23 protein-coding genes and 2 pseudogenes are annotated in these 26,315 nt (G+C 62.0%); 13 read left to right on the top strand and 12 right to left on the bottom strand.

Annotated elements, in window-relative coordinates:
* The first annotated feature begins 3 nt into the window (after positions 1 to 3).
* A complete protein-coding gene (locus M0H32_RS26215; RefSeq protein WP_248159434.1) occupies positions 4 to 810 on the top strand; it encodes an HpcH/HpaI aldolase family protein in 807 nt (268 codons plus the stop codon).
* 14 nt (positions 811 to 824) lie between these two features.
* On the opposite strand, the gene M0H32_RS26210 is transcribed toward M0H32_RS26215, so the two are convergent.
* From M0H32_RS26210 to purB, 5 genes are all read right to left on the bottom strand, one after another.
* Entirely contained in the window at positions 825 to 1,379 is a 555-nt protein-coding gene (locus tag M0H32_RS26210) for an RBBP9/YdeN family alpha/beta hydrolase (RefSeq protein ID WP_248159483.1), read from the bottom strand.
* 97 nt (positions 1,380 to 1,476) lie between these two features.
* Positions 1,477 to 1,986 (bottom strand): BA14K family protein, encoded by a 510-nt coding sequence (locus tag M0H32_RS29680; protein WP_345779377.1) that lies wholly within the window; start codon positions 1,984 to 1,986, stop codon positions 1,477 to 1,479.
* Between the two features lie 87 nt (positions 1,987 to 2,073).
* Complete coding sequence (locus tag M0H32_RS26200) at positions 2,074 to 2,823, bottom strand: metallophosphoesterase family protein (protein ID WP_248159433.1); 750 nt, start codon at positions 2,821 to 2,823, stop codon at positions 2,074 to 2,076.
* Positions 2,820 to 3,227 (bottom strand): DUF4260 domain-containing protein, encoded by a 408-nt coding sequence (locus M0H32_RS26195; RefSeq protein WP_248159432.1) that lies wholly within the window; start codon positions 3,225 to 3,227, stop codon positions 2,820 to 2,822. The genes M0H32_RS26200 and M0H32_RS26195 overlap by 4 nt, the downstream gene beginning before the upstream one ends.
* 223 nt (positions 3,228 to 3,450) lie before the next feature.
* A complete protein-coding gene (gene purB / locus M0H32_RS26190) occupies positions 3,451 to 4,779 on the bottom strand; it encodes an adenylosuccinate lyase (RefSeq protein WP_248159431.1) in 1,329 nt (442 codons plus the stop codon).
* Positions 4,780 to 4,928: 149 nt separating this feature from the next.
* Between purB and M0H32_RS26185 the strand changes: the two genes are divergently transcribed.
* Entirely contained in the window at positions 4,929 to 5,411 is a 483-nt protein-coding gene (locus M0H32_RS26185; protein ID WP_248159430.1) for an NUDIX hydrolase, read from the top strand.
* Between the two features lie 89 nt (positions 5,412 to 5,500).
* On the top strand, positions 5,501 to 5,845 hold the full coding sequence (locus M0H32_RS26180) for a hypothetical protein (RefSeq protein ID WP_248159429.1): 345 nt from the start codon (positions 5,501 to 5,503) through the stop codon (positions 5,843 to 5,845).
* Between the two features lie 11 nt (positions 5,846 to 5,856).
* Here the strand turns inward: M0H32_RS26180 and M0H32_RS26175 are convergent, their stop codons facing one another.
* Positions 5,857 to 7,434 (bottom strand): APC family permease, encoded by a 1,578-nt coding sequence (locus M0H32_RS26175; protein WP_248159428.1) that lies wholly within the window; start codon positions 7,432 to 7,434, stop codon positions 5,857 to 5,859.
* 394 nt (positions 7,435 to 7,828) lie between these two features.
* Here M0H32_RS26175 and M0H32_RS26170 point away from each other — a divergent pair.
* A pseudogene (locus M0H32_RS26170) lies at positions 7,829 to 8,122 on the top strand (GIY-YIG nuclease family protein).
* A gap of 220 nt (positions 8,123 to 8,342) precedes the next feature.
* Here M0H32_RS26170 and rpe read toward each other — a convergent pair.
* The 3 genes from rpe to M0H32_RS26155 all read right to left on the bottom strand — a co-directional run bounded on the left by rpe (position 8,343) and on the right by M0H32_RS26155 (position 10,920).
* Complete coding sequence (gene rpe, locus M0H32_RS26165; protein ID WP_248159427.1) at positions 8,343 to 9,014, bottom strand: ribulose-phosphate 3-epimerase; 672 nt, start codon at positions 9,012 to 9,014, stop codon at positions 8,343 to 8,345.
* Between the two features lie 121 nt (positions 9,015 to 9,135).
* Positions 9,136 to 9,879: a DUF2259 domain-containing protein gene (locus M0H32_RS26160; protein WP_248159426.1), complete on the bottom strand. Its 744-nt coding sequence runs from the start codon at positions 9,877 to 9,879 to the stop codon at positions 9,136 to 9,138.
* A 75-nt stretch (positions 9,880 to 9,954) separates the two neighbouring features.
* Complete coding sequence (locus tag M0H32_RS26155; RefSeq protein ID WP_248159425.1) at positions 9,955 to 10,920, bottom strand: sodium:proton symporter; 966 nt, start codon at positions 10,918 to 10,920, stop codon at positions 9,955 to 9,957.
* A 100-nt stretch (positions 10,921 to 11,020) separates the two neighbouring features.
* Between M0H32_RS26155 and M0H32_RS26150 the strand changes: the two genes are divergently transcribed.
* The 3 genes from M0H32_RS26150 to M0H32_RS26140 all read left to right on the top strand — a co-directional run bounded on the left by M0H32_RS26150 (position 11,021) and on the right by M0H32_RS26140 (position 13,582).
* Positions 11,021 to 12,289 (top strand): NAD(P)/FAD-dependent oxidoreductase, encoded by a 1,269-nt coding sequence (locus M0H32_RS26150; protein ID WP_248159424.1) that lies wholly within the window; start codon positions 11,021 to 11,023, stop codon positions 12,287 to 12,289.
* Positions 12,290 to 12,490: 201 nt separating this feature from the next.
* A complete protein-coding gene (locus M0H32_RS26145) occupies positions 12,491 to 12,796 on the top strand; it encodes a PepSY domain-containing protein (RefSeq protein ID WP_248159423.1) in 306 nt (101 codons plus the stop codon).
* 222 nt (positions 12,797 to 13,018) lie between these two features.
* A complete protein-coding gene (locus M0H32_RS26140; RefSeq protein WP_248159421.1) occupies positions 13,019 to 13,582 on the top strand; it encodes a helix-turn-helix transcriptional regulator in 564 nt (187 codons plus the stop codon).
* 10 nt (positions 13,583 to 13,592) lie between these two features.
* On the opposite strand, the gene M0H32_RS26135 is transcribed toward M0H32_RS26140, so the two are convergent.
* Entirely contained in the window at positions 13,593 to 14,072 is a 480-nt protein-coding gene (locus M0H32_RS26135; RefSeq protein ID WP_248159419.1) for an Lrp/AsnC family transcriptional regulator, read from the bottom strand.
* 147 nt (positions 14,073 to 14,219) lie between these two features.
* On the opposite strand from M0H32_RS26135, the gene M0H32_RS26130 reads away from it, so the two are divergent.
* The gene (locus M0H32_RS26130) at positions 14,220 to 17,741 is read left to right on the top strand and encodes an indolepyruvate ferredoxin oxidoreductase family protein (RefSeq protein ID WP_248159417.1); all 3,522 of its coding nucleotides are present in this window, start codon (positions 14,220 to 14,222) and stop codon (positions 17,739 to 17,741) included.
* Between the two features lie 77 nt (positions 17,742 to 17,818).
* On the opposite strand, the gene M0H32_RS26125 is transcribed toward M0H32_RS26130, so the two are convergent.
* The gene (locus M0H32_RS26125; RefSeq protein ID WP_248159415.1) at positions 17,819 to 18,037 is read right to left on the bottom strand and encodes a hypothetical protein; all 219 of its coding nucleotides are present in this window, start codon (positions 18,035 to 18,037) and stop codon (positions 17,819 to 17,821) included.
* 450 nt (positions 18,038 to 18,487) lie between these two features.
* Between M0H32_RS26125 and M0H32_RS26120 the strand changes: the two genes are divergently transcribed.
* The 5 genes from M0H32_RS26120 to M0H32_RS26100 all read left to right on the top strand — a co-directional run bounded on the left by M0H32_RS26120 (position 18,488) and on the right by M0H32_RS26100 (position 24,856).
* Positions 18,488 to 19,573 (top strand): DUF2336 domain-containing protein, encoded by a 1,086-nt coding sequence (locus tag M0H32_RS26120; RefSeq protein ID WP_248159413.1) that lies wholly within the window; start codon positions 18,488 to 18,490, stop codon positions 19,571 to 19,573.
* A 243-nt stretch (positions 19,574 to 19,816) separates the two neighbouring features.
* Positions 19,817 to 22,138 (top strand): mechanosensitive ion channel family protein, encoded by a 2,322-nt coding sequence (locus M0H32_RS26115; protein ID WP_248159411.1) that lies wholly within the window; start codon positions 19,817 to 19,819, stop codon positions 22,136 to 22,138.
* Positions 22,139 to 22,217: 79 nt separating this feature from the next.
* Positions 22,218 to 22,784 (top strand): hypothetical protein, encoded by a 567-nt coding sequence (locus M0H32_RS26110; protein ID WP_248159409.1) that lies wholly within the window; start codon positions 22,218 to 22,220, stop codon positions 22,782 to 22,784.
* Positions 22,785 to 22,930: 146 nt separating this feature from the next.
* The gene (locus M0H32_RS26105) at positions 22,931 to 23,980 is read left to right on the top strand and encodes a glycosyltransferase family protein (protein WP_248159408.1); all 1,050 of its coding nucleotides are present in this window, start codon (positions 22,931 to 22,933) and stop codon (positions 23,978 to 23,980) included.
* A gap of 6 nt (positions 23,981 to 23,986) precedes the next feature.
* Entirely contained in the window at positions 23,987 to 24,856 is an 870-nt protein-coding gene (locus tag M0H32_RS26100) for a glycosyltransferase family 17 protein (RefSeq protein ID WP_248159407.1), read from the top strand.
* A gap of 49 nt (positions 24,857 to 24,905) precedes the next feature.
* Here M0H32_RS26100 and M0H32_RS26095 read toward each other — a convergent pair.
* Positions 24,906 to 26,099, bottom strand: a pseudogene (locus M0H32_RS26095) (multidrug effflux MFS transporter).
* Positions 26,100 to 26,315 lie beyond the last annotated feature (216 nt).

Raw genomic sequence — 26,315 nt, 5'->3', positions numbered from 1 at the left:
CCCGTGACCCAAAACCCATTTCTCGCCGACAAGCTGCGCGCCGGACAGGCGGTCGTGACGGCCTGGTCGCAATTGTCCGCGCCGATGGTGCCGGAACTGTTCGCGCGCGCGGGCTACGAGGCGGTGACGCTCGACATTCAGCACGGCATGTATGATTTTGCCGCCGCCTGCGAGACGCTGGCCGCGGTGGCCCTTGGCGGTGCGCATAGAATTGTCCGCATTCCCGTCGGCGACAACGCTCTTGCCGGACGGCTGGTCGATATGGGGGCCGAATGCATCATCGCGCCGATGATCAATTCACGCCGTGAAGCGGAGGCCTTTGCCCGGTCGGTGAAATACCCGCCCCTCGGAGAGCGCAGCTGGTCGCCATTCCGCGCGGCCATGCTGAGCGGCCAGACACGGGACCAGTATCTGGCCAACGCCAATTCCCAGACACTCGCGTTTGCCATGATCGAGACCGAGGACGCCATCGATGCGCTGGACGAGATCCTTGCCGTCGAAAGTCTCGATGGCGTGTTTGTGGGACCGAGCGATCTGTCCCTGGCCTTGTCAAAGGGCGCCAGGCTTGATCCGAATGGTGAGGAGACCGCCCGCGTTTCTGCGGAAATCGCCGAAAAAACCGTCGAGGCCGGCAAGCTTGCCGGCATCTTCTGCCTCAACGCCGACAAGGTCGAGGAAGCCTATCACCAGGGCTTCCGGCTGATCTCGCACGGGGTCGACACGATCTTTCTCGACCACGCCGCGCGCGCGTCCCTGCGGGAGGTCGCCTGGCTGGCCGACGTCAAGGACGGTACGGCCGCCGGGTATTGAGGCCCGAATAGCCGTTATCCGAGCCGTTTCATGAAATGGGCGAAGGACATCAGGCCTTCGGGCCACGGACCATGGCCGCTTTCCAGATTGATATGGCCGGCTTCACCCGCGTCCTGAAATGTGGTGCCCCAGGCTTTTGAGAAGGCCTGAGCGCGCTCGTAATCGCAATAGGGATCGTTGCGGCTGGCGACCAGATGGGCGTGGAAGGGCAGAGGATGCGCCGGTATGGGCTTGAAATCGCCGCCGTCGAATTCGGCGACCAACCCGTCCCGGTCCCAGTCGGACGGCGCGACCAGATAGGCGCCCTTGATCTTGTCCTTGAGCGCGTGCGCGCCGTGGGCGACGAGAATGCAGCCGAGCGAATGGGCCACCAGCACCACCGGCCGCTCCGCGGTCTCGACCTCTTTCACCAGCGTATCCAGCCAGTCTTTCCGGCTAGGTGTGTGCAAGTCGGCCTGTTTGACGACACGCGCGGTTGGCATCTTGTCCCGCCAGCGCAGCAGCCAGTGGCCGGGCAGCGTCTTGCCGTAGCCGGGAATGAGCAGGATGTCGGTTTCTGAGATTTTCACGGGGGCAAAACCTGTCGCAAGCGGTTGATCCATCAGCCGCTCTCTCGCAGAAAATCCGGGCCCTTGTCAAACCGACCCCGGTCTTTGTCTCCACCAATCACGGCCCGTAGGGCGACAGGCAGGCGCGCCTTGGGCCGTGATAGGGCTGGAAACTGTTGTCGACCGCCCGGTAGGAGCGGTAGCGCCGGTCGCACCACTGGTAATGGGCCGGGCTGAAGTGTGGGCCATAATAGGGCGGCGGGGGCGCATAGGAGGGCGGCACGATCACCAGCGGTGGCGGTGCGATATAGCGTTGCGGCGGTATGACCCTGTAGCCGAAGCCGAAACCGAAGGCCGCCGGGGGAAACCACCAGCCATTGTACTGGCGATAGCCGCGCCGATAGTTCCGGTAGCCGCGATGGCCGTTGTAATAGGGATATCTCTTCTTGCCGTGGTAGCCGTGTTTCCCGTGCCCTCGGCGATGATCGACGGTCAGTACAGGCAGATCTCCGCCGGCGCTCGGAGCCGAAAGAGGCGCGGCATTCAACGAGACTGCAAACGCAGGTGCGGACAGGGTCGCGGCAAGACCGGCCGCAAACGTGGCCAGGACGATTTTCCTGAAAAACATCTCACTCTCCATCGCCCCCGACTGAAAGTGTAACGTCTTTTCACGGCGTTTGTTCCCGGTTCCTTCAAATGTGATCGGGGAAAAGCTCTAGGAGAGCGGGCCGTAGAACCCGTTGCGCAGCGAGCGGGCCCAGCCGAGACGTCCGTTTTCCTCCGCCTGGCGGGCGGCCGTGTCCCAGTCATAGGTCAGGATTTTTTCCTGGAAATTCCAGGCACCGCCATTGTTGCTCATCAGGGCGTAGCGTGCATGCGGGCTGCCAGCTTCCATGACATGGCGGTGCGGATGATCGTCTTCATAAGAAGGCAAGCCGACGCTGCCCGGATTGAGCAGGATCTGGCCGGTTTTCTGCAGCGGGATCACGCGCGGAATATGGGTGTGGCCACAGCAGATCACCGGTGCTGCCTCGCCCTTCAATTCGGCAAGCAGCGTTTCCTCGTCCGGCAAATGGCCTTTCGGGCCTTCCACCTTTTCTGTCAGATAGCGGTCGTCATTGTCGGGGGTGCCATGACAGAGAAAGACGTCGTCCGTCAGGCGGATCGTCGGCAGCGTGGTGGCCAGCCAGTCCCGGCTTGCCGCCGACAGGCGCTCTACCGTGAAGGCATCGGTCGGCCCCATTTTTTCGATCGGATCGTCCAGCACGATGCGATCGTGATTGCCGCGGATGGTCGGCCAGTTCGTGTCGCGCAGGATCGCGGCTGTTTCCTCCGGCCAGAGCGGGCCGGAGACGCAGTCGCCGAGATTGACGATCACGTCCGGAGCTTCCAGCTTGAGGTCAGCAAGCACGGCTTCAAGAGCCAGGACATTGCCGTGAATGTCGGAAACAACCGCGATTTTCATTTATCAGCCTCTTTGTGGCCGATGCGGCCGAGATGGGTGATCTTGAACCCTTCCGGGCTCTTGAGGCCATAGCCCAGCACCCGGTCGAAAGCGATATGGGCGGCCCAGATCAGGGCATAGGGGGCAAAGGTCTGGAACACTTCAGTTGCCTGACCGGACTTGGCGAGCGCAAGGCCCAGGACCATCAGCAGCGCCGGGCCGGCATAGGCATGGGCGAGATTGTAGAAAAACGCACCGATGCGCGGATTGGCCAGATAGCCGAGCATGGCGAGATCCGGCACCAGGAACAGCAGCGCGAACACTCCCCATGATGCGCCGGTCCAGGCATAGAGCGCGAGAAGCAGGGCAAAGACGAACAGCGCTTCCAGGCGCAGCCAGGTCTTGAGCGAGGTTTCACTGGTCATGGGGCGGGTCTCCCTGAGAGGAGGGAGCTGCGGAGGAGCCGGTGATCTCGCACGACCTCTAAGTCGTCATCCCGGACGCAGCGTAGCGAAGATCCGGGACCGGGGAACCAAGGGGTGTCGGGCAATTTCATGCGCAGAATCATTGCTCATTGGCTCCCCGGTCCCGGCTCGCGCTTTGCTTGGCCGGGATGACGAATGTTGGGTTTGTGCTGTTGCGCCGGCCTCAGCTTTCGCCGAAGACCCGCTCGAAGATCACGTCGACATTCTTGGTGTGGTAGCCGAGGTCGAAGCGGTCGCGGATCTCTTCTTCCGAAAGATACTTGCGCACGTCCTCATCGCCGAGCAGTTCGGTGAGAAAGTCGACCGACGCCGACCCGGCCACCTGGTAGCTGTCCCAGACCTTCATGGCGTTGCGCTGAACGAGGCGGTAGGCGTCTTCGCGCGAGGAGCCGGCCTGGGTGAGGGCGAGCAGGATGCGCTGGGAATGCACCAGGCCGCCGAGACGGTCCATGTTGCCGATCATGCGCTCCGGATAGACCATCAGCTTGTCGATGACGTTGGTGAGGCGCACCAGGGCGAAGTCGAGCGTGACGGTCGCGTCCGGGCCGATCATGCGCTCGACGGAAGAGTGCGAGATATCGCGCTCGTGCCAGAGCGCCACGTTTTCCATCGCCGGGATGGAATAGCCGCGCACCAGGCGGGCGAGACCGGTCAGGTTTTCCGTCAGCACAGGGTTGCGCTTGTGCGGCATGGCCGAGGAGCCCTTCTGGCCCTTGGAGAAGAATTCCTCCGCTTCCAGCACTTCGGTGCGCTGCAAGTGACGAACCTCGGTCGCGACGCGCTCGATCGAGGAGGCGATCACGCCGAGGGTGGCGAAATACATGGCGTGGCGGTCGCGCGGGATCACCTGGGTGGAGACGGGCTCCGCCTTCAGGCCCATGGCCTTGGCGACATGTTCTTCCACCGACGGATCGATATTGGCGAAGGTGCCGACAGCGCCGGAAATGGCGCAGGTGGCGATTTCCTCGCGGGCGGCCAGAAGCCGCGTCTTGCAGCGGTCGAATTCGGCATAGGCCTCGGCCATCTTCAGGCCGAAGGTCACCGGCTCGGCGTGAATGCCGTGCGAGCGGCCGATGCAGACCGTGTCCTTGTGTTCCATCGCCCGGCGCTTGATGGCGGCCAGCAACGCGTCCATGTCGGCGAGCAGCAGGTCTGTCGCCTTGACCAGCTGGACGTTGAAACAAGTGTCGAGCACGTCGGAAGAGGTCATGCCCTGGTGCACGAAGCGCGCGTCCGGGCCGACGATCTCGGCAAGGTGAGTCAGGAAGGCGATGACGTCATGCTTGGTCTCGCGCTCGATTTCGTCGATGCGGTCGATGTCGAACGTGGCCGCGCCGCCCTTGTCCCAGATGGTCTTGGCGGCTTCCTTCGGGATGACGCCGAGCTCGGCCAGCGCGTCGCAGGCATGGGCCTCGATCTCGAACCAGATGCGGAATTTCGATTCCGGCGACCAGATGGCAACCATGTCGGGACGGGAATAGCGCGGGATCATCGCAGGCAGGACCTCGTTTTTCAGGAATTTCTGGCTGCGGAATAGCAGAGGGGGGCGGTCCCTTCAATGCGGTGGGGCGGATTTTGCTTGCAGCGCAGGGGCACAATGTGAATTTTAGCGCCCAGACCAGTCCCATGGGGGAGATGCGCATGACGATCTGGCGGCCGTCCAGTTCCATTACGGTCAAGGCAATGGCCCTGATCTGGCAGGATGACGCCCTGCTTCTGTCCGAGATCCACGATGACAGTGGCCGGGTGACCGGCATGCGGCCGCTGGGCGGCTCAATCGAATTCGGCGAACCCTGGCGGGACGCATTGCAGCGCGAGTTCCTGGAAGAGCTGGGTACGCGGATCACGCTGCTCGACAACTATTTCGTCATGGAGAACATCTACGACCACCACGGCGTGACCGGGCACGAGATTGTCTTCCTGTGCCATGCCCATTTCACCGACAGCAGTTATTACCGGATGGACACCATCGTCTACGAGGTGAACGACGACACGATGGGGACGGCGAAGTGGATTACGCTTGACGAACTCGCGGCCAAGGGGCTGGAGCTTTATCCGGGCGGGCTTGCGGACCGGCTTGCCGAGCCCCAGGGTGTCACGCGGCCTGGGCGTCTGTTCAGTTGAGCCGGGTCGTTTTTGTCGCCAGTTCTTCATGTTTTGTTAGAGCGCTGCGTGCTGGATTTGCGCCGAAATTTTAGATTTGGAGACTAACAATGATTTTGCAGCGCCTCATGTTTACCGTTCCCGTCGTTATGCTGTGTTCGACTTTTCCGGCAGGAGCGGCTGATGTTGACTTTGCCCGGTTCATGGCTTCGGCATCGGGCGCTGCCGGATTGAGCGCAGCCATCTCCAGTCTTGGACAATGCGACACGGCTCCTCAATGGGCTATCAGCTACGATCCGGAGATTGACGGCGACAACCCGAACCACGTCTATGTCGGGTGCCAGTACGATCCTGACTGGGAAGAGGGAACAGACCTTTACGACAAAGGTATCTTGGCCAAGTTTGTCGAGAGTGAACAAGGGCCTGTCCTGGTAAGCTTGACACAGCTTCCCTGATTCCCGGAGGGCTAAGCCGGAGCGCCGTATTCGGCTTCCTCGTCCGCTTTTTCCTCGGACATATAGAGATCGAACTTGTCCTTGTGCAGGCTGAGCCGGACCGCGAGCAGGTAGATGACGGCCGCCAGCAGGCCGACGGCCGCGATGTCCGGTCCGACCGGGATCAGACCCGCGCCTCCGCCGAAGGAGCCGAGATAGGACAATGTGACCAGGCCGGCCAGATAGGGCGCGAGCCAGGCGGCCTCGCGCCAGTCGAGGCTGTCAAAGCCGCCGAGTGCACTGCGCAAGAGCATCAGCGCGAAGCCGACTGCCAGGCAAATGCCCAGATGCAGCATGGTGTTCCAGCCGCTCCAGTAGATGATCAGGCTGGCAACGATGAAGGCGAGACAACCCGTGACGGGAGCCACCGGCAATGTGAAGGCGCGCGGCGTGTCGGGCAGAAGCCGGCGGAAGGCGAGGACGGCGATCGGGCCAACGATGAAGGACAGCACGATCGAGGAGGTGTTCAGCGCCAGCACTTCCTTGAAGGGCAGCAGCACGAAAAACAGTGCCGAGACCGCGAAGTTGACGAGCAGCGCGAACAGCGGCACGCCGCGCGCCGACAGGGTTTCCATGAATTTCGGGAAGAGGCCATTCTGGGCCATGGCAAGCCCGAGACGGGCGTTGGAGCCGACGGAGACAAGCCCCGAGGCGAAGCTGGAAATGCGGGCGCTGGTGTCCAGGATGCTGACGATCCAGAGCGCGCCGACGGCGGTCGCCAGTGCCGCCATGGGGCCCAGTTCTCCTGGAAAACTAAGCGCGGGCCAGCCGTTCGACAGTTGCGAATGATCGAGCGCGCCCAGAAAGGCCAGCTGCAGTCCGCCGTAAATGACCAGGCAAATCACCAGGGACAGCACCAGGGCGAGCGGCACATTGACCTTGGGATTGCGGGCCTCGCCTGCCAGATCGATGACATGGCGGAAACCGATCAGCGCGAAGATGACACCGCCGGTGGAAATCGCCGACAAGATGCCCTTGAGGCCTTCCGGGGCAAAGCCGCCATAATCGCTGAAATTGGCGTAGCGGAATTCTGAGGTCAGGATCACGGCGGCAAGCAGCGCCGGCACCAGGATCTTAACCCAGGTCAGCGCCGTGTTGATGCGGGCGAAGAACTTGACGCCGAAGGCATTCAGCACGGTGAAAACCAAGAGCAGCAGGCAGGCGACGCCGAGCCCGGCGGGGCTGAGCAAGCCATCGGAGCCGTAAAGCCAGGGGGCGAGGCTCTTCGAATAACGCAGCACTGCCTCGACCTCGATGGTGGCGGTGGTGTTGTAGCCGACCCAGGCGGTCCAGCCCATGGTCATGGAGACCACCGAGCCATGGGAGAAATGCGGCACCCGGCCGATGCCGCCGGCAACCGGCAGGATGGTGGTGATCTCGGCGAATGTCGCGGCCAGCAGCAGCATGGCGAAGCCGCCGATCACCCACGCGATCAGGGCCGAGGGCCCGGCGGCCTGGGCGGCCAGGAGCGGGGCGAACAGCCAGCCGGAGCCAAGAATGCCGCTGATGGCCACAAAGGTCAGGCCGAGCAGCCCGATACTGCGTTGCATATGCGCCAAGACGAATCCCCCCGGGTCTCTGTCTTCGACAAGGAGCTTAGCCGAGGGAGTGTCCCAACGGGAAGACAGGTTGTTGCGGTTGTGGCTTTCTTGATGAATGGAGTTTGTGGCAAGGGCTCTCCAACCTGCCTCGGGATGGCGCTGATGGGTTTGGCAGGGGCCGGCATTCTTCACTGGAACAAGCGGCCGGATCCTTCGAGACGCGCGCTTTAGCGCGCTCCTCAGGATGACGCTTGTGGATGTTGAAGCGCAGAGAACCGAGAGTTCGTAGCGCTCACCTCACCCTCGAGCGTCATCCTGAGGAGCCGCGCAGCGGCGTCTCGAAGGATCGGCCGCCTGGTTGTTTGGTGTTCGCCCAATTGCAATCTCAGGTTAAGCTCATCCAATGACCGCCACCATCTACATCCTGCGCTGCGCGGACGGCAGCTATTATACCGGGATCACGGACAAGGACCTGGAAACCCGGGTGAGCGAGCATCAGCAGGGTTTGTAGGACGGGTTTACCAAGCGGCGCAGGCCGGTGTCTCTCGTCTTTGATTGTCATTTTGAGCAGGTCACCGATGCCATCGCCTGCGAGCGGCAGATCAAGGGATGGCGGCGAGAGAAGAAGGAAGCGCTAATCCGGGGAGATTTTGAGTTGCTGCCGGAGTTGTCTAGGCGGGGTGTGAAGGCGCGGTGAGCAGGCATGGGGAACAAGCGGCCGGATCCTTCGAGACAGCGCTGCGCGCTTCCTCAGGATGACGCTTGAAGTTGTTGAAACGCCCAATACTTCCAGTGTGGTATAAGCTTCAACCACAAACTTCTTTTGCTACGCCAACCACACCCAAAAGCCTCATCCTGAGGAGCCGCGCAGCGGCGTCTCGAAGGATCGGCCACACGCTCCCGTTACAAACTCAGCTTCAAGCGTCTTCAGCCGCCGTCCGGATCGCCGAAATATTGCCCGAATAGCTTTCCACAGTCTCGCCTTTGAAGACGGCAGACCCGGCCACAAGCACGTTGGCGCCGGCGGCGGCGACCAGCGGGGCGGTTTCCGGGGTGACGCCGCCGTCGATTTCGAGGTCGATCGGCCGGTCGCCGATCATCTCGCGGATGCGGCGGGTCTTTTCGACCTGGGAGTGGATGAACTTCTGGCCGCCGAAACCCGGGTTGACCGTCATCACCAGAATGAGATCCAGCCGGTCGAGCACATATTCCAGAACGCTCTCGGGCGTTGCCGGATTGAGCGAGACGCCGGCCTTCTTGCCGAGATTGCGGATCGCCTGCAGGGAACGGTCAAGATGGGTGGTGGCTTCGGCATGTACCGTGATGATGTCCGATCCGGCCTTGGCGAAGGCTTCGAGGTATGGGTCGCAGGGCTCGATCATCAGATGGGTGTCGAACACCTTGTCGGTGTGCGGGCGGAGCTTGGCGATGACATCCGGACCGAAGGTGATGTTCGGCACAAAATGGCCGTCCATGACGTCGAGATGGATCCAGTCCGCCCCGGCCTCGACCACGTCGCGAACCTCCTGGCCGAGCTTGGAGAAATCGGAGGCAAGGATAGACGGAGCGATCTTGATGTCGCGGGGCATGGCACTCTCCCGAAAGGCAGGCGCGGCCCCGACCCGGGCCGCAGTCAACTGGTGCTGCCGCGCTAGCATTTCTGGGGCCGCCGGGCAAGACGGCACCGGGTCCCTCAAACGGTTTAGCGGCTCACAGCCGTCCGGTTATCGCCAGATAACGGCGATCGGGACCTTCGAACCCGAGACTGTCCATCTGGATGAGGACGGCAAAGACCGGTGGGGCTTCCGCCGGGAAATGCGTGACAAAGCGCTCGATCCGGTAGCCGAGCGGGCATTTGCGGCTCTTCGGGATCGCATTGTCCTGATTGAGAATGCGGGTGACGCCCTTGTGCACCAGGGTCAGGCGGAAACCCCTGGTGTCGGCGCCGTAGCTCTGGCACTCGGCATCGGGCAGGGCGTATTCGGAGAGCGTCAGGTCGACCGGGTCGTCGCCGAGGCGGAAGCTGTCGCGTGCGGCGACGATCATCTTGTGCGGATCGGACGTCAGTTCCGTGCGCGGGTTGAAGCCGACGGTCTCGCCCTTGCCGGCAATCGCCTTGTCCTGAAACAGCGGCTGCGCCGCAAGGCGGTTTTCAGAGCGCGTGTGCGTCAGGGCCGTATCGGCTGCATCGCCAAGTCCAGCCTCGACATCCTTGCGCAGCCGGAACGGGGAAGGCGGCACCCAGCTGTCGCCGGTGACGTCGACCACGAAGATTTCAGAATAGGGAAAGCCGGATCCGTCCTGGATGCCATATTGCTCGAAGGCGAAGAAGTCGCCGTTTTTCGAAAAGCCCAGCAGCTGCAGCTCCGAGGTGTCGCCGGCGAGCGCGGCTGGCGCCAGAAGACCTGCAACGACAAGGGCGGATAGTCTCAAGACGGCACGGATACGGAACAACGGCACTCTCCTTAAACGGCAATCACTTGTTTCAGGGCGAAGAAGCTAATCCTATCACGCGTCGGCGGATGCGGGTTACGTCACACTCCCGGCGTTTGGTCCGCAATAGATCCTGACAAAGGGCTTCACCAGCAACGGCAGCATATAGATCGGGAACTGGCCGACGGCGAACCACAGCCAGGTCAGTTCCGGCAGCGTGCCGCCGAAGGCGGCCACCATCAGCCCCATGTTGCGGGTGCCGCAGGTATGGGCAATCGCATAGGCATCTTCACGGGTCGCGGGCGAGAACAGGACAAGCGACAGCAGGATCTGAACCAGCGCCAGCGCAAAGGTCAGCGCGGTGAGACCCAGGGTGAAGACCGGTTTGTCGGCAAAGCTGGCGGCAACGCCATCCATCGCGGCAATGGCAAAGACCAGGAGTAGAAGCACGTTGAGGCCGCTGATATGGTGCGACGAGCGGGCCAGGCGCTCCCGGCCCGCCAGCCGGCGCAAGGCGAAGGAAACGGCAAAGGCGCCGACCAGCAGAAGGGACAATTGCGCGGCCAGACCGCCGACGCTCAAGGGCAGGGAAGCCCCCAGCATCAATTCGCCGATAAAGGGCGCGGTCAGCGGCGTGACGATCAGGGCGGCGACGGAGAGGGCCAGGCTGAGCGTTCCGTCGAGGCCGAGCAGGTAGATAAAGGCGGGCGCGGCCATCACAGGCGGCGCGGCGGTGGCGATATAAAGTGCGAGCACAAGGTCCGGGCCGAGATTTTCGGGCCCGTACAGCGTGATGCCGAAATAGGTCAAGAGCGGCGCGCCGAGCATCATCCACATGAGCGCGGCGATCAGCAGCGCAGGACGGCGCAGGCGCATGCGGATGGCTTGCTGGTCGACCCGGAGAAAGGCGAGGGTCAACAGGCTGAAGACTGCCAGAGCGAGATAGGGCCGCAGCGTTGCCGACAGGGCGGGCAGGGCCATGCCGATAAAGATACTCACAGCTAGCGCGGCGGTTCCATGCCGTCCGATCCATGCCAGACCTGCCCCGATCCTTCGAATCATCTAGTCTTGTCTCCTGAAATGTCTGGAATGGCAGGCACTTCGGCATTTCCCTTGCGATCCGCACAGACCGAAGCCAGATCCTGGACCGGCCGGAACAGGTATGACAGCAAAAACGAGACAGACGCAATCCTTCGACGTGATGGTGCTTGGCGCCGGCATTGTCGGCGTGTGCACGGCGCTGCATCTGCGCCGGCTCGGGCTGGATGTCGCCCTGATCGATCGCAAGCACCCGGGCGAAGAGGCCTCCTTCGGCAATGCCGGCATCGTCCAGCGCAACGGGTTCGTGCCGCACAAGATACCGATGCGGCCACTGCAGCTGCTCGGTATTGCCCTCGGGCAGTCCAGCGCGGTGTCGCTGGATCCGGCGACAGTGGTCCGGATGCTGCCCTGGCTCAGGCAGTTCCACAAGGCGGGCAGCGAACGGGGCACTGAAATCTACTCCCGGGTCGTCGCGCCCTTGCGCGCCTTCGCCGTGGAAGAACATTTGGAGCTGGCGCGCAGTACCAATGCGGACCGGTTCTACCGCCAGGGCGGCTGGCTGCATCTCTACCGCTCCGAGGCCGGCTGGCGCGGAGGAGATGTCGAACGGCAATATGCCCGTGTCTTCGGTGTTGCCTATGACGAGCTTGCCGGGGCAGACGTCACCGCGCTCGAGCCGGGGCTGCTGGCCACCGGTCTGAAGGCGGTGCACTGGCTGGAAAGCTGCTCGGTGTCCAATCCGGGGGCGGTGGTCGATGCGTTCTGGCGCGGCTTTGTCCGGGAGGGCGGTTGTTCACTTCGCGGCGATGCGCAGAAACTCCACCGGCAACGCGGTGCCTGGCGGCTCGAGTGTGAACGCACGGAAGCCTATGCGCCCCATGTTGTCGTCGCCCTGGGAGCCTGGTCCGGCGATCTTTTGACGACGCTGGGCGAAACCTATCCTCTTGCGGTCAAGCGCGGCTATCACATGCATTTCCGGCCGAGATCCGGTGCGTCGCTGTCGCGGCCCGTGGTCGATGTGGAAAACGGCTTTGCCTTGACGCCAACGGACAATGGCATCCGCCTGACCACGGGTGTGGAGCTCGCCCCCCGCGACGCGCCGGTCAATCAGTCCGTGCTCAAACTGGCCAAGCGACGGGCCGAGGACCTGTTCCCGCTGGGCCGCACGCTCAAGGACGAGATCTGGATGGGCTGCCGCCCCTGTCTGCCCGACAGTCTTCCGGTCGTCGGTCCGTCCCCGGTGACGCCGGGCCTGTGGCTGAATTTCGGTCATGCCCATGACGGGTTCACGCTTGGACCGGTCACCGGGCGGCTTGTGGCGGCGATGATCGCGGGAAAAAGCCCGTTTCTCGATCCCTCCGGCTTGTCCCCGGCACGCTTTGCGCTTTGACCGCCCGGCACTGCCGCCTGGCGTCATGAGGTCTCTCATCCGCGGATAATCTCTTTCTAAACCGGCATAAACCTTGGTTGAGAACCGGGTTTATAAGCCTACGACCGATGGCTGAGCGGGGGCGTCGAACCCCAGATGCGGTCCAGACGGCGACACCCACGCTGTCGATCTGACCTCCAATCAGTCAAAGGACGTAAACTCATGAAGACCCCGTTCAAATCGCCGGCCCTGACCCTGTTTTCGGCAACCGGCCTTCTGGTCAGTACCGGCATTGCGCTCGCGGCCGTCAGTGTCGGCGACACGCTCGGTACCACGGAAGAGGATGTGCGCGCCGCCCTGACTTCGCAGGGATACATGGTCGAGGAAATCGAAACCGAAGACGGAGAGATCGAAGCCGAGGTCTCGATGGATGGCCAGGAGATGGAAGTTGTCGTCGATGCCCAGACGGGCCAGGTTCTGGAAACGGAAATGGACGGTCCGGACGAGGATGAAATGGACGACGACTGACGTCTGACTGAGCCGACCCCGGCCGGACCCGCCACGGTCTGCCCCGACCGCCGGCCGGGGTTTTCTCGCGCTTTGCCCGTCGATGCGCCTGCAATGCGCCACCGAAACCTAAGTGTCCGCAGACCCTAGGATTGACGCAGGAACCGGCGCATCATACCCCTCCATCCATCCGGTGCCCTGACACATCCGGCCTGACCCTTTCATGGAGTTTCAAACAAGACCATGCCGACCCTTCCCAACTGGAAAATCGCCTGGCCCTGGCTGTTGTTCGGCCTGCAGGGGATCTGCATTTTCTTTCTTGTCACCGAGGAAGTGGTCGACTGGTTCTGGGGGGAGAATCCCGCCTCCGTGATCGGCAACGACATCGTGGAAAATCTGATTGTTGCGGCGCTTGTCGTCAGTCTGGTGGCCACCGGCTTTGAAGTCAGAAAAACTATGACCCGTCAAAAACGACTGGAGCAGCAGGTCAAGGCCGCCTCGGGCGCCTTCGCCGTGATGCTGGAAGAACATTTTGAAAGCTGGGCGCTGACCCCGTCCGAAAGCGATGTCGCGCTGTTGGCGCTGAAGGGCTTTTCGATTGCCGAGATCGCTTCGATCCGGAAAACCGCCGAGGGCACGGTAAAAGCCCAGTGCAACGCGATCTACCGCAAGGCTGGCGTGTCTGGCCGGCCGCAGCTGCTGTCGCTGTTCATCGATGAACTGCTTTACGGCTCCCTGCTGTCCGAGCGCGCGCCCGACGACGGCGAAGCGGATGTGGTAAGGCCGGCGAACCGGGCGCAGGCCTGACCGGCCGGCCTCAGTTTTCCCGCAAGGGCAGTGCGACCGTGTCCTTCACCGTGTTGACCACGATGCGGGACTGCACGTCGGAGACGAGCGTGTTGTCGAGCAATTTCAAACGCAGAAAATTGTCGTAGGTTTTGATATCATCGGTGACGACCTTGATAAGGTAGTCGACGGCACCGGTGATACGCTCGCACGTAACGACCTCCGGCCAGTGATGCACCAGCTTGTCGAAGGTTTCCATGTTTTCCCGGCTGGGAACCGCGAGTTTGACGAAGGAATAGGCGACAAAGCCGAGACCCACGGATTCGCGGTCTATAATGGCGGTGATTTGGCGGATGATGCCTTGTTCTTTCAGGCGTTTTATCCGGCGCCAGCAAGGCGTTTGGCTCATGCCCGCTTCCTTCGCCACCTCGGCGATCGAAAGCGATGCGTCCCGCTGCAAGACACGAAGAACGCGAATGTCAGACGGGTCGAGAAGATATTTGTCGGTCATTGGTTATTTTAGGAATTTTTGTTCTGCCCCTGGGTGATTGCCCGCGACGATAGCACAGAAATTGCCGGAGAAAAGGATAATATTACTCAAAACGTGAGGTTGCCGCTGGGCGTTGCCGCCCCAGATGTCGGTTGAGGAGGAATTCGGATGAATGTGCATATGCCAACCGTGACCCTGGAGGACAAATATGTCGCCACGGAAGGACGGGTCTATCTGACGGGCATACAAGCGCTGGTCCGTCTGGCTCTCGACCGGGCGCGTCTCGACCGCGAGGCCGGCCTCAAGACCGGCGGCTTCATTTCCGGGTACCGCGGCTCGCCGCTGGCCGGTTACGACACCGAGCTGATGCGTGCGCACCGGCACCTCAAGGGTTATGACGTCGTCTTCAAGCCGGGTGTCAACGAAGAGCTCGGCGCCACCGCCGTCTGGGGCAGCCAGAAGCTGCGCGGCGAGGGCGGCGTCGGCCGGCCGACCGCTTACGACGGTGTCTTCGGCATCTGGTACGGCAAGGCCCCCGGCGTCGACCGGGCCGGCGATGTGCTGCGCCAGGCCAATGCGTCCGGCACCGACCGCAATGGCGGCGTGCTTGCGCTTGCCGGCGACGACCATCTCGCCAAATCCTCAATCCTGCCGGCGCAGAGTGAATTTTTCTTCCAGCACGCCGAAATGCCGGTACTGAACCCGGCCGACATCCAGGAAGTGCTCGACTATGGCCTGCACGGGCTGGAAATGTCCCGGTTCACCAGCCTCTGGACCGCGTTGATCTGCGTGGCCGACACGATGGATGCTTCCGCCACCATCAATGTCGCTCCCAACCGGCTGCGGCTGGTGCGTCCGCTCGATGGCGATCCGCGCAAGGACTATCATCAGAACCGCGATCTCCTTCTTGGCAACCGCCTGGAAACAGAGCGCCTCGTCCGCGACCTGCGTGTGCCGGCCGCCCAGGCCTATGTGCGCACCAACGGTCTCGACCGGGTGGCGTTCGGAACGCGGACCAACGCCAAGCTCGGCATTGTCGCTTCCGGCAAGGCTTATCGAGATCTGCTCCAGGCCCTGGATCTCATGGGCATCACCGAGGACTATGCCAAGCGCCTGGGCCTCGGGGTCTACAAGGTCGCCATGACCTGGCCGCTGGAGCCTTTTGGCTTGCGCGAATTCGCGCGCGGCACGGAGCGGCTGCTTGTGGTGGAACACAAGCGCGCCTTCATGGAAACGCAGATCAAGGAAATCTCCTATCACTGGCCCGACATGAGCCGGCCGGAAATCTGGGGCAAGCACCGTCCGGACGGCACGCCGTTCCTGTCCGACGTTCTGGAAATTTCCGTTGCCGAACTGATCGAAGGCCTGATGAAGTGGCTGCCCGAAGAGGTGGTCAACGAGGAAATGCGCTCGATTGCCGAGCGCATGAACAAGCAAGCCATGTGGGCCCAGGGCCATGCGGAGCGCGCCGCCCGCATTCCCTATTTCTGCTCCGGCTGCCCGCACTCGACCTCGACCAAGACCCCCGAGGGCTCGCGTTCGCTGCCGGGCATCGGTTGCCATGCCATGACCGAGATGGCCGGCCGCACCACCGAGGGCCAGATCGCCATGGGCGGCGAGGGCGTGCTCTGGGTCGGCCAGCAGCCTTTCTCCGGTGACACACATGTGTTCGCCAATGTTGGTGATGGCACCTATTTCCATTCCGGCATCCTGGCGATCCGCCAGGCGCTCGCCTCCAACGTGCCGATCACCTACAAAATTCTCTACAACGACGCGGTTGCCATGACCGGCGGCCAGAAGGTCGACGGCCAGCTGAGTGTACCGCAGATTACCCGCCAGCTGGAGGCCGAGGGCGTCGAGCGCATCGCAATTGTCTCTGAAAACCCGGAAAGCTATGGCTCCTGGTCGCCGATCGCGCCAGGCACCAAGGTGCATCACCGCGACGAGCTGATGGATGTGCAGGAAGAGATGCAGACCTATCCGGGTGTCTCGGTGATCGTCTATGACCAGACCTGCGCGGCGGAAAAGCGCCGCCGGCGCAAGCGCGGCAATTTCCCGGATCCGGATATGCGCCTCTTCATCAACGACCGGGTCTGCGAAGGCTGCGGTGACTGTTCGGTGCAGTCCAACTGCCTCTCGGTGGAACCTCTGCCGACCCCGTTTGGTGAGAAGCGGATCATCAACCAGTCGAGCTGCAACAAGGACTTTTCCTGCATCAAGGGCTTCTGCCCGTCCTTCGTCGAGATTGACGGCGCCGCGCTGAAAAAGCCGAGAAAGGCCGATGTCGACATAGACGCGCTGGTTGAGAGCCTGCCGCAGCCGGAGCTGGCCTCGCTCGAGCGTACCCAGAACACGCTGGTCGCCGGTATCGGCGGCATGGGGGTGACCACCATCAGCGCCGTTCTGGCCATGGCCGCCCATATCGACGGCAAGCAGGCTTCAACGCTCGACATGACGGGTCTCGCCCAGAAGGGCGGTCCGGTGACCTCCCATGTGCGTTTCGCGGCGCTGGACAGGTCCATCGAAGGCCCGCGGGTTCCGGCCGCCAGCCTGGATCTCCTGATAGCCAGCGACATGGTGGTCGCCGCCAACGCGGACCAGCTGGCGCTGGCCCATCGCGGCCACACACTGACGGTCGCCAACACCAAGGTCGCGCCGACGGCGGAATTCGTCCTGAAGCAGACGCTTTCCTTCGATGAGCAGAGCATGGACAATGCCCTGCGTCAGGCATCCAGCACCTATCTGCCGATCAACGCGGCGGATGTGGCCGAGAAACTCCTCGGTGATGCCATCTACGCCAACATGCTGCTGGTCGGCATGGCGTTCCAGAGCGGCGCGCTGCCGATCTCCGATTATGCCATCGAGACCGCGCTGGAGTTGAACGGCGCCGCGGTGAAGAACAACATCAAGGCCTTCCGGGCCGGCCGCGTGCTTGCAGCCGAGCCGGACAAGCTCTTGAAGTCGCTGCCGTCGGAAGCAAAGCCGCGCGTCTTCACGCTCGACGAGAAGATTGCCTTTAACGCGGCCGAGCTGACCGCCTACCAGGATTTGGCCTATGCCGCCCGCTATCAGGATCTGGTGGCCAAGGTGAAGGCCGCCGACGAGGCCCATGGTCCCGGCACGATGCGCCTGACCCAGACGGTCGCCGACCTGCTCTACAAGGTGATGGCCTACAAGGACGAATACGAGGTCGCCCGGCTTTATTCCGATCCGGCCTTCAAGGAGAAGGTCGCCCAGCGGTTCGAAAATCCGCGCAAGCTGAAAGTGCATCTGGCGCCGCCGATGCTGGCTCACCGCAAGGACCCCAAGACTGGCCGTCCGGAAAAGATCGCTTTCGGTCCCTGGATCTTCAGCGCCTTCAAATTGCTGGCGAAATTCAAGGGCGCGCGCGGCAAATGGTACGATCCATTTGCCCGCACCGCCGAGCGCAAGGCCGAACGGGCCCTGATCAGCCAGTATGAAGGCGACATCGCCGAAATTCTCAACCGCCTGCCGGAAAGCAATTACGGCCTTCTGGTGGAACTGGCGCGGGTGCCGGATCAGATCCGCGGTTTCGGCCCGGTGAAGGATGCCAACATGGACCAGGCCGCCGAAAAGCGCCGTCAGCTGCTCAACCAGCTCAACAAGCGCAATGACGGCGGCAGCGACGACAAGGATGGCAGCAAGGAATTCCTGGCGGCCGCTGAGTAGGCCAGGGCGTCACTTGGATGTTGGAAGAACCCGGTACTCAAAAGTGCCGGGTTTTTTGTCATGGTGCGGGAGAGACGTCACTCCCACAACCCACTGATCTCCGGCCGGCGGCGGATTTGTTCGCGGGCGCGCAGGCCGTTGTCCGCCAACACGTCGGCCAGCAGGTCGTCCGGAATGGCGCGCAGGGCGGGTTTCCTTCGAAGCAGGATTTTCAGAATGGAGGTCCAGCTGCGCAGACCGCGCGGCTCGGCGGGGGCAGGGACCAGGAAAAGGGGCGGGGGCTGTCTGCGGGGCATGGCATTCTCCATATAAAGAAATAAATTCCTTTCTTTATATGGAGGTGTCCTGGAGCGTTCAATAAAGGAAGTTTTTCATTTTTAAATTGGTGCCGCAAAGCTCCTTCCGACCGGGATTTCGGCGCCTGAACCGGTTCGCAGACGCTTTAACAGGGATCTAGGAAATGCTTGCCGGAGGCGCGTGTCAGCGGTGCCGGGAATTCTTTTTCGCAAATATTTTTTTACAATTTCCTCCGGGTTTTCGCCCCTGAATGCCTTTGGAAAAATCATGAAAAATATCGCGAATTCAACGCGCTACAATGAATGCATGGCATGTGTCTAGAATTCTCTGAAAGTTTTACAAAAAGACAATTACATTCTCGAAAAGCACGTTTCGACCTTCTTTAAGTCTCACCTTCATTTTCGGTACCAACGCCAATCCGGCACATTTTTGACAACTGGTATCGAACAATGACTGAAGCGTTGAAAACAGAACTGGTGAACTTCTCGGAGCTGACCGGTGAAGCTGGCAGCGCCCGCAGGGCCGAACTGGCCCGGCATGTCGCGACCCTGTTCGCCCTGACCTCCGACCGCTGTTCGGATGAACAAGTCGATATCTACGACAGTGTGCTGTTGCGGCTGGTCGATATGGTCGAAGGCGAAGTCAGGCGCTATGTCGCCGAGCAGATGGCCAGCCTGCGCCGGGGGCCGGAAGAAACCATCCGCCGCCTGGCCGACGACGAGATCGAGGTCGCCGAGCCGATCCTGCTGCGCTCGACGGTCCTGCGAGACACCGACCTGATCAAGATTGCCGAAAAGCGCGGCAATGCCCACCGCTTTGCCATTGCCCAGCGGGAGGTCCTGTCCGAGGAACTGACCGACGTGCTGGTGCGCCAGGGCGATCTGAAGGTCAAGCGCAAGGTTGCCGGCAATGACGGCGCCAGCCTGTCCAACGCTTCGATCATGGCGTTGATCAGCGATGCGGCTTCCGATGCCACGCTGCAGCTGTCCCTGAGCGAACGCGCCGATCTGGCCGAAGCGCATATTGCCAGCCTTGTCTCCGTCGCCAGCGAGGAAGTGCGCCGCAAGCTGCACGCCCAGGGCAGGAGCCAGGAAGCCGAACGCGTCGACGAGGCCGCCGATGTGGCCGCACAGCGCATGTCCAACCAGTACTGGCTTGGCCGCTATGATTTTGAAACCGCGCGCAGCCGCATTCTGCTGCTTGCCAAGCGCGGCATGGTCAACGAGGCGGCGCTGCGCCGGTTCGCCTCCGAAGACCGCTTCGCGGAAGCGGTGGCGACCTTCGCCTGGCTTGTGCGCTGCGGCGTCGAGGAAGTCAGCCACTGGATGGTTCGGCCCGATCCGGAACCCTTTGTGATCCTGGCCAAAGCTTCTGGTTTTTCTTCCATCACCGTCGGCTCGCTGCTCGGCATCGGCCCCTGGCGCCACCGGCTGACCCCGGAAGTCCGCAGTGAAGCCATGGCGTCCTTCGAGCGCATGACTATTGCCGAAGCCAAGCGCAAGATGGCGCATTGGAACCACACCGTTCTGCACTGATCCCACCAGCAAGGCGCATCCTGCTGAAACCTGAGGCCCGGTTTCCCCCGACCGGGCCTCTTTTTGTCGTGAGGGCAGGCACGGCGGGCGAAAGCGGCGTTTTCTTCCAAACGGCATCGATCCGTGCCAAGAAAGGCGAAGTCTGACTTCGCGACTCGCCAAGGTACCGCCATGCGTTTGCTTCGTTTTCCTCAGTCCACTCACTCCAAAACGCGTGCTGGTCTCCGCCGGTTCGCCGCAATCGTGCCGGTTCTTCTCCTTGCGCTGGCCGTTTGGGGCTCATCGGGGGGCATCGCTCAGGCACAGGGAATTCCGGGGCTTTTCACCGAAGTCACCAAGTCGAAAGAGGCGGAGAAAAATGCCGCGGCGACATCCGGGAGTACCGGTGAAGTCGTGCCGGACGCAGGCAAGGAGGCGGACGCAAACGATGCGGGTGAAGGCGCCGCCACGATGGAGGCGATCGATGCCTTTGCCGACGATGCGGTGGCGGCGCGAAATGTCCTCAAGTCGATCCTGCAGGAAATCCCGACCATCCACGAAACCATCGTGGCAACGCTGAGAGCCCAGGGGGGCGACCGCGGCCTGGACTGGATTCCGGCGACCCTGATCGATATTGCCATCGCGGTGGCCTTCGGTCTCGCCGCCTCCCTTCTGCTCAGCCGCTGGGGACGGCGGCAGTTCGCGTCCTGGTACCGGGCGGATGTCTATTCCCGTGCGGACAAGATCATCTATCTCTATTCCCGCGCGATCCTGATGATTGTCGGCGTTGCGCTCTTTTTCGGGGTTGCGGCCGCGGTTTACCTGGCAATCGGCACGGGACTGGATGCGTCCAATGACACCGCGCTCGTGGTGGTCAGTGTGATTGCCGCCTTCATGGCTCTGCGTGTCGTCTGGCTGAATGTGCTGGCGCCCGACGCCGAAAGTCACCGGCTCGTGGCCTTGACGACAGCGGAAGCAAGAGGACTTTACCATGTGCTGCTGACCGGCTCCGGCATCTCTCTGACCACAATCGGCTTCTGCCTGTGGATGGAGCAGCTCGGCCTCTCTCGCGATGCGCACAAGGTCGCCCTGATCGGGGCTTCCGGCCTGTCCATGATTATCCTGATCGGCATCGTCATTGCCTATCGCAAGGTGATTGCGCGCCTGATCCGCGGTCCTGAAGGGGCTGTTGCCCCTCTGTGGCGGCGTGTTCTGGCGACCGGCTGGCACTTCATCGCGATCGTCTATTTTCTGATCGCCTGGTTGTTTTCAGCACTCCGGATCCTGCTCGACCTGCCCGATGCCACGGGTCTCGTCGGGGCACCGCTTCAGGTGCTCCTGACCGCGGTCATTGCCTATGGCGTCCTGATCCTGTTCATCGACAAGGTGCTGCTGCCGCGTCTCGATACGGCCGCCGCCCAGGCGAAGATCGCCGAGGATATCGAGCGGGCCGAGGAAAGCGAAGGCAGCGAAGGGGACAGGGAAAGCACCCTGGCTCAGGCCCGCGCAGAGGCTGCCGAGCGCGAAGCGCGGCGCTCGCCCTTCAGGGACCTGTTCGACCGCGGCGCCGCCATCCTCGTGATCTTCACATCCGTCGATATGCTGGCGTCCCGCTGGGGCGTGCCGCTTGCCGGCAGTGGATCGCTGATCGGCTCTTTCGTGGAGATCCTTCTGGTGATGTTCCTGGGCTACATGTCCTATGAGGCGGTCAAGATCCTCATCGACCGGCAGATCGCAAAGGAGGCGCCGGCGGAAAAGGACGAAGAGGCGGAAGTCGGCGGGGCCGGTGAGAGCCGGATCGCGACGCTGTTGCCGATCTTCCGCAATTTCCTCCTGATCACCATCGTGGTGATCGCGTCGATGGTGGTGCTGGCGCAGCTGGGCGTCAACATCGCTCCGCTCTTTGCCGGTGCCGGTGTGGTTGGCCTGGCGATCGGCTTTGGCGCGCAGACGTTGATCCGGGATATTTTTTCCGGTGCCTTCTACCTGATCGACGACGCCTTCCGCAAAGGCGAGTATATCGATATCGGCAGCGCCAAGGGCGTGGTCGAAAAGATCTCGATCCGGTCCATGCAGCTGCGTCACCACCGCGGCGCCCTGACCACGATCCCCTTTGGCGAAATCCAGCAGGTAGAGAATTTCTCGCGCGACTGGGCGGTGATGAAACTGGCCTTCCGCGTCACCTATGACACGGATGTGGAGAAGATGCGCAAGATCATCAAGAATTTCGGCAAGGAGCTGCTGGAGGACGAGTATTACGGGCCGATGTTCCTGGCGCCGCTGAAGTCCCAGGGCATCATGTCGATGGAAGACAGTGCCATGATCGCGCGGGTGAAGTTCACCACCAAGCCCGGCAAGCAGTTCGAATTGCGCAAGGTCGTTTACGCGGGCCTGCGCGATCTCTTCGAGCAGAACGGCATCAAGTTCGCCCACCGCCAGGTCACCGTGCGTGTGGCCGGCTCGGACGGTGAGGAAGAGGGACACCCGAGTGCCGCCGCCAAGGCCGCCGCAGCAGCCGGCGCAGCGGCGGCGGGCATGCTCGACGAGGAGGGCCAGAACGGCGACCCGGCCGGCGACCAGATCTAAAGGATTGCGCGGCGGAGGCTGCTGTCAGCCTGACACAGTGCTATGCTTTCCTCTCACCGAGCAACGCGAGGGGGAAGTGATGCTGAAACGAAGCTTACTGGGAGCAGCCCTGCTGCTGGGATCTTGCGCACTGGCCACCGCCGGTCCGGCGCAGGACAAGGCGGCAGAAGCCGAAGCGGCGCTGAGCGCGGGCAAGGGCGACGACGCCATTGTCCTGATGCGCGAAGCCCTTTACGCGGTCTGGAAAGAAGCGCCCCTGGCCATCCCGACAGCGACCTATGTCACCGCTCCTGCGGACGGCTATGGCATCTACACGGCCCGGCAAAACAACGCCTTTGCCGCCGGCGAACCGCTGCTGATCTATCTCGAACCGGTCGGTTTTGACTGGATCCCTAAGGACGGACTTTATGTGTCGCTTCTGACCGTCGATTTCGATCTGACTTCGCCGGATGGGAACGTTCTGGCCGGGCAAAAGGGATTCGGCCGTTTTGAATTCAAGAGCCACGAGCAAAATACGGAATATATGGCGAACCTGACCTTGAATGTGAGTGGTGCGCCTGCCGGAGACTATGTTCTTGTCTTGACCGTGAACGACGAAAACGGTGGCGGATCGGCGAAAGTCGATATGCCTTTCACCATCAAATAGTCGGGCAAATAGTCGGGCAAATAGTCGGGCAAACAGGCCGGGTGCGCCGGACCGGGGAGCCGTCTGGATGCATTTCTCCGGCAATTGCATGGACCTTGGCCGTGAAATCTTATATCGGTCCCGGCGGACAACTTGACGGGACCGGAATGCGGATCGGATTTCAGGCAGGGACACTGAACGAGCGCGGCATGAGCGTAGCGCTGCATGATTATGCGCGGGGCGTTCAGGACAAGCTCGGTCACGAAGCCTTCGTGTTCTACAGCGCCGCCAAGAGCGCTCCGTCCGTGGTGGAGAAGTTCGGGCAGTCGGTGAGAATGGTGCCGATCGCCCCGGGAGAAGACAGCCGCAGGATCAGCGAACCGCTGAAACTCGACTTTTGCTACTATATCCGCGAGGGACGTGCCGGGCCGCTCGATGTCGCCGCGGACCGCTCCGGCGTTCATGCCGTCTTCCGCCATTTCGAACCCCATGGCGATGTCTATGCCTATGTGTCGTCCTGGCTGGCCGAGTGGATGAGCGGCGGTCTGGCACCGGCCGTGCCGCATATCGTCGATCTGCCGACCCCGATGGGCACGCTACGGGACGAACTTTCCATTCCTGCGGATGCCCATGTGGTCGGGCGTTATGGCGGCTTTGACCAGTTCAATCTTCCCTTCGCGCACAAGGCGGTGGCCGAAGCGCTGCAAAAGCGGTCCAATCTCTGGTTCCTGTTCGTCAACACGGAAAAATTCATCGACCATCCGCGGGCGCTGTTTTTGCCGCCGATCATCCGGCCGGAGGAAAAGGCACGGTTCATCGCCACCTGCGACGCCGGATTGAACGCCAAGAAGATCGGCGAGAGTTTCGGACTGGCGATCGCCGAATTCCTGATGTTCGGCAAGCCGGTCTACAGCTGGGCGGGGGGCATGGACCAGAACCATGTCGTGATGACGCCGAAATCCGACTGGATCTACAAGACACGGCGCGACCTCGTGCGCCTGCTGACCGACCATACGCCGTCCCTTCAGGATGCCGACCTGGCGCGTGCCTCCGTTGCCCGCTATCTGCCAAGCCAGGTGATGCAGACCTTTGACGAGGTGTTTCTGTCCGGAGCCTGGTCGACGGCAAACCTTCACCTGCCAACAGGTTTCAAGGTGAAACGGTATCTGCAGGAAAAGGCCATGCGCGCCCAGTTCAGACTTTGGAAGAGTTTATAGGCCTTCATGAAGCTCTACGATTGTTTCGTCTTTCACAACGAGTTCGACCTCCTGGAAATCCGTCTCCGGGAAATGGGCGATCATGTCGATCACTTTGTGCTCGTGGAAGCCAACCAGACCCAGCGCGGTGGTCCGAAACCCTATTATTTCGCGGAAAACCGCGCGCGGTTCGCACCCTGGGCCGACAAGATCATCGACCTTCAGGTCGAATTCCCGGACAAGCTGCCGCCGGCGCTGGGCGTTTACAAGAACCGGCGCAAAAAGGACTGGGAGCGGGAGAACTTTCAGCGCAACTGCATCGCACAGGCGCTGGAGGCCTGCGCGCCGGACGATCTGGTCCTGCTCTCGGATGTGGATGAGATCATCCGGAGCGAGGTGTTGGACACAGTTCTGAAAGAGCAGCTCTATCGGGGCCGTCTCCTGGTGTTCGAACAGAGCCTGCACAAGCACCATCTCAATCGGATCGTGCCGGACAAGACCTGGCTGCTCGGCTCCCGCATGATCGAGAAGACATATCTCACCACGCCGCAGCAGCTCCGGCGGACCAAGGCCCGGATGACCAAAAAGTCCTATGTGCCAGGCTTTCTCGCGCAGCCGTTCCTGAGGATCCGCAACAACAATCTGTCCGGTATCAGCCGGCCGGTGAAGATTGTCCCACACGCCGGCTGGCATTTCTCTTCCATGGGTGGCCTTGGGGCGTTCCAGACAAAGCTTGCGTCCGTCGTTCACGGCCAGACGGTCGATACCAGCAATATCGAAAAGCTCTACCGGCAGGAGCTTGAAGGAACGGCGCTCATCCCGCTTGACGATCTTCCGGACTGTGTGCGCGACAGGCAGTTCGATCATATACTGGAACTTGGCGACGGCACGGTTTAGGGAAACCGATAATTGTCGCCGCAGTGTCTTCTAGGCACAGGGTCAAGGCTCATTCGCTTCCCGCCAGCTGCTCGAACCGGCGTGCGGCAAGGGCCGCTGCGAGCGAAACTGCGGCGGCCGTCAGCATGATGGCGAGCAGTCCATAGCGGACATTGTCCCCCGACAATGCCGCCCCGGCAATCCATGACATGACTGCTCCACACATGATGGTGAACGCCCCTGCCAGCCCGGCGGCGCTTCCGGCAAGTTGGGGCCGGACAGACAGCACACCCGCATTGGCGCTCGGCAGGGTGAGGCCGTTGGACAGGCCGACAAAAACACAGGGGCCGAACAAGGCCAGGACATGCAGAAAGCCCGCGGCATAGAGGCAGAGGCCGAGGACGAGTGCCGTGCAGGCGATAACCCGGCCGGCAATCATCATGGTCGTCAGTTTAAACCTCGGACTGAGCCGCCCGGACAGGAAGCTGCCAACCATGAAGCCCCCGGTGATGGAACCCATGAAGAGGCCGAGTGTGCCGGGGGACATTTCAAAGGCGGCATTGGCCGCAAGCGGCGCGCCTGCCAGAAAGGCAAAAAAGGTCCCGATCGAAAAGCCCATGCAGAGCGTAAAGGCCCAGAACCGTTTCGACGTGACAAGTTCCGGGTAGGTGCGAAACTGGCCCAGGATGGTGTCGGACGGATTGCGGTTGGTTTCCTTCAGGTCGATCCAGCACAGGATGAACACAAGGACGCCGAACGCGGCCAGGAACCAGAAGCTCGCCCGCTAGCCGAAGGTCTCGTCCAGCAGGCCGCCGAAGCCCGGGCCGAGCATCGGCGCGACCGCCCAGGCCATGGCGATATACCCGATCCTGCTGGCGGCCTGTTCCTTGCTCGTCGTGTCGCGCACAACGGCCAGCGCGACCGAGTAGGTCGGCGCGATCACGGCCTGGATCAGCCTGAATGCGAGGAAGGACCAGATATCTGGGGCAAAGATGCAGCCGAGCGTGGCGGCCAGAAAGACGGTCAGACCCAGGAGAATGATTGGCCGCCGGCCGAACCTGTCCGACAGGGGCCCGAGCACAAGTTGCAGAACGGCCGACACGGCGGCATAGGCGGCCAGGGACAGGCCGACAATGGCGTAATCCACCTCAAATTCGGCCGACATGTTGGTGAGCGAGGGCAGGAAGATGTTGATCGGCAGGATGCAGAGCGCCGACAGCAGGATCAGGGTGCTCAGGCGCGGTCCGGGCGTTTGCTCTGTCATGGGAGAGATCGTTTCTGATGGTCATTGAAATAGGCAAAAAAAGAGCCCCGTCTGGGGGGCGTGAGCGCGCATGGATAACTGTCGCCAGCGGGCTCTAACCCGCATTTCTCAAAGCATTAGGTGCATCGGCCCCAAGAATCTGAGAACATTCTTTTGCAACAGAGAGTTATCAGGTTCTGATGCGGGGTCCGATGCCAACACACTGTATCTGCGAAC

It is taken from the genome of Roseibium sediminicola, from assembly GCF_023156505.1.
In the GTDB taxonomy this organism is placed as follows: Bacteria; Pseudomonadota; Alphaproteobacteria; order Rhizobiales; family Stappiaceae; genus Roseibium; species Roseibium sediminicola.
This window is presented reverse-complemented; position numbering and strand designations above follow the sequence as displayed.

Bases quoted from the DNA above. Each gene is read 5' to 3' on its own strand.
- M0H32_RS29680 (WP_345779377.1), bottom strand. From the start codon at position 1,986: ATGTTTTTCAGGAAAATCGTCCTGGCCACGTTTGCGGCCGGTCTTGCC.
- M0H32_RS26200 (WP_248159433.1), bottom strand. From the start codon at position 2,823: ATGAAAATCGCGGTTGTTTCCGACATTCACGGCAATGTCCTGGCTCTT.
- M0H32_RS26195 (WP_248159432.1), bottom strand. From the start codon at position 3,227: ATGACCAGTGAAACCTCGCTCAAGACCTGGCTGCGCCTGGAAGCGCTG.
- purB (WP_248159431.1), bottom strand. From the start codon at position 4,779: ATGATCCCGCGCTATTCCCGTCCCGACATGGTTGCCATCTGGTCGCCG.
- M0H32_RS26185 (WP_248159430.1), top strand. From the start codon at position 4,929: ATGACGATCTGGCGGCCGTCCAGTTCCATTACGGTCAAGGCAATGGCC.
- M0H32_RS26180 (WP_248159429.1), top strand. From the start codon at position 5,501: ATGATTTTGCAGCGCCTCATGTTTACCGTTCCCGTCGTTATGCTGTGT.
- M0H32_RS26175 (WP_248159428.1), bottom strand. From the start codon at position 7,434: ATGCAACGCAGTATCGGGCTGCTCGGCCTGACCTTTGTGGCCATCAGC.
- rpe (WP_248159427.1), bottom strand. From the start codon at position 9,014: ATGCCCCGCGACATCAAGATCGCTCCGTCTATCCTTGCCTCCGATTTC.
- M0H32_RS26155 (WP_248159425.1), bottom strand. From the start codon at position 10,920: ATGATTCGAAGGATCGGGGCAGGTCTGGCATGGATCGGACGGCATGGA.
- M0H32_RS26150 (WP_248159424.1), top strand. From the start codon at position 11,021: ATGACAGCAAAAACGAGACAGACGCAATCCTTCGACGTGATGGTGCTT.
- M0H32_RS26145 (WP_248159423.1), top strand. From the start codon at position 12,491: ATGAAGACCCCGTTCAAATCGCCGGCCCTGACCCTGTTTTCGGCAACC.
- M0H32_RS26140 (WP_248159421.1), top strand. From the start codon at position 13,019: ATGCCGACCCTTCCCAACTGGAAAATCGCCTGGCCCTGGCTGTTGTTC.
- M0H32_RS26135 (WP_248159419.1), bottom strand. From the start codon at position 14,072: ATGACCGACAAATATCTTCTCGACCCGTCTGACATTCGCGTTCTTCGT.
- M0H32_RS26130 (WP_248159417.1), top strand. From the start codon at position 14,220: ATGAATGTGCATATGCCAACCGTGACCCTGGAGGACAAATATGTCGCC.
- M0H32_RS26125 (WP_248159415.1), bottom strand. From the start codon at position 18,037: ATGCCCCGCAGACAGCCCCCGCCCCTTTTCCTGGTCCCTGCCCCCGCC.
- M0H32_RS26120 (WP_248159413.1), top strand. From the start codon at position 18,488: ATGACTGAAGCGTTGAAAACAGAACTGGTGAACTTCTCGGAGCTGACC.
- M0H32_RS26110 (WP_248159409.1), top strand. From the start codon at position 22,218: ATGCTGAAACGAAGCTTACTGGGAGCAGCCCTGCTGCTGGGATCTTGC.
- M0H32_RS26105 (WP_248159408.1), top strand. From the start codon at position 22,931: ATGCGGATCGGATTTCAGGCAGGGACACTGAACGAGCGCGGCATGAGC.
- M0H32_RS26100 (WP_248159407.1), top strand. From the start codon at position 23,987: ATGAAGCTCTACGATTGTTTCGTCTTTCACAACGAGTTCGACCTCCTG.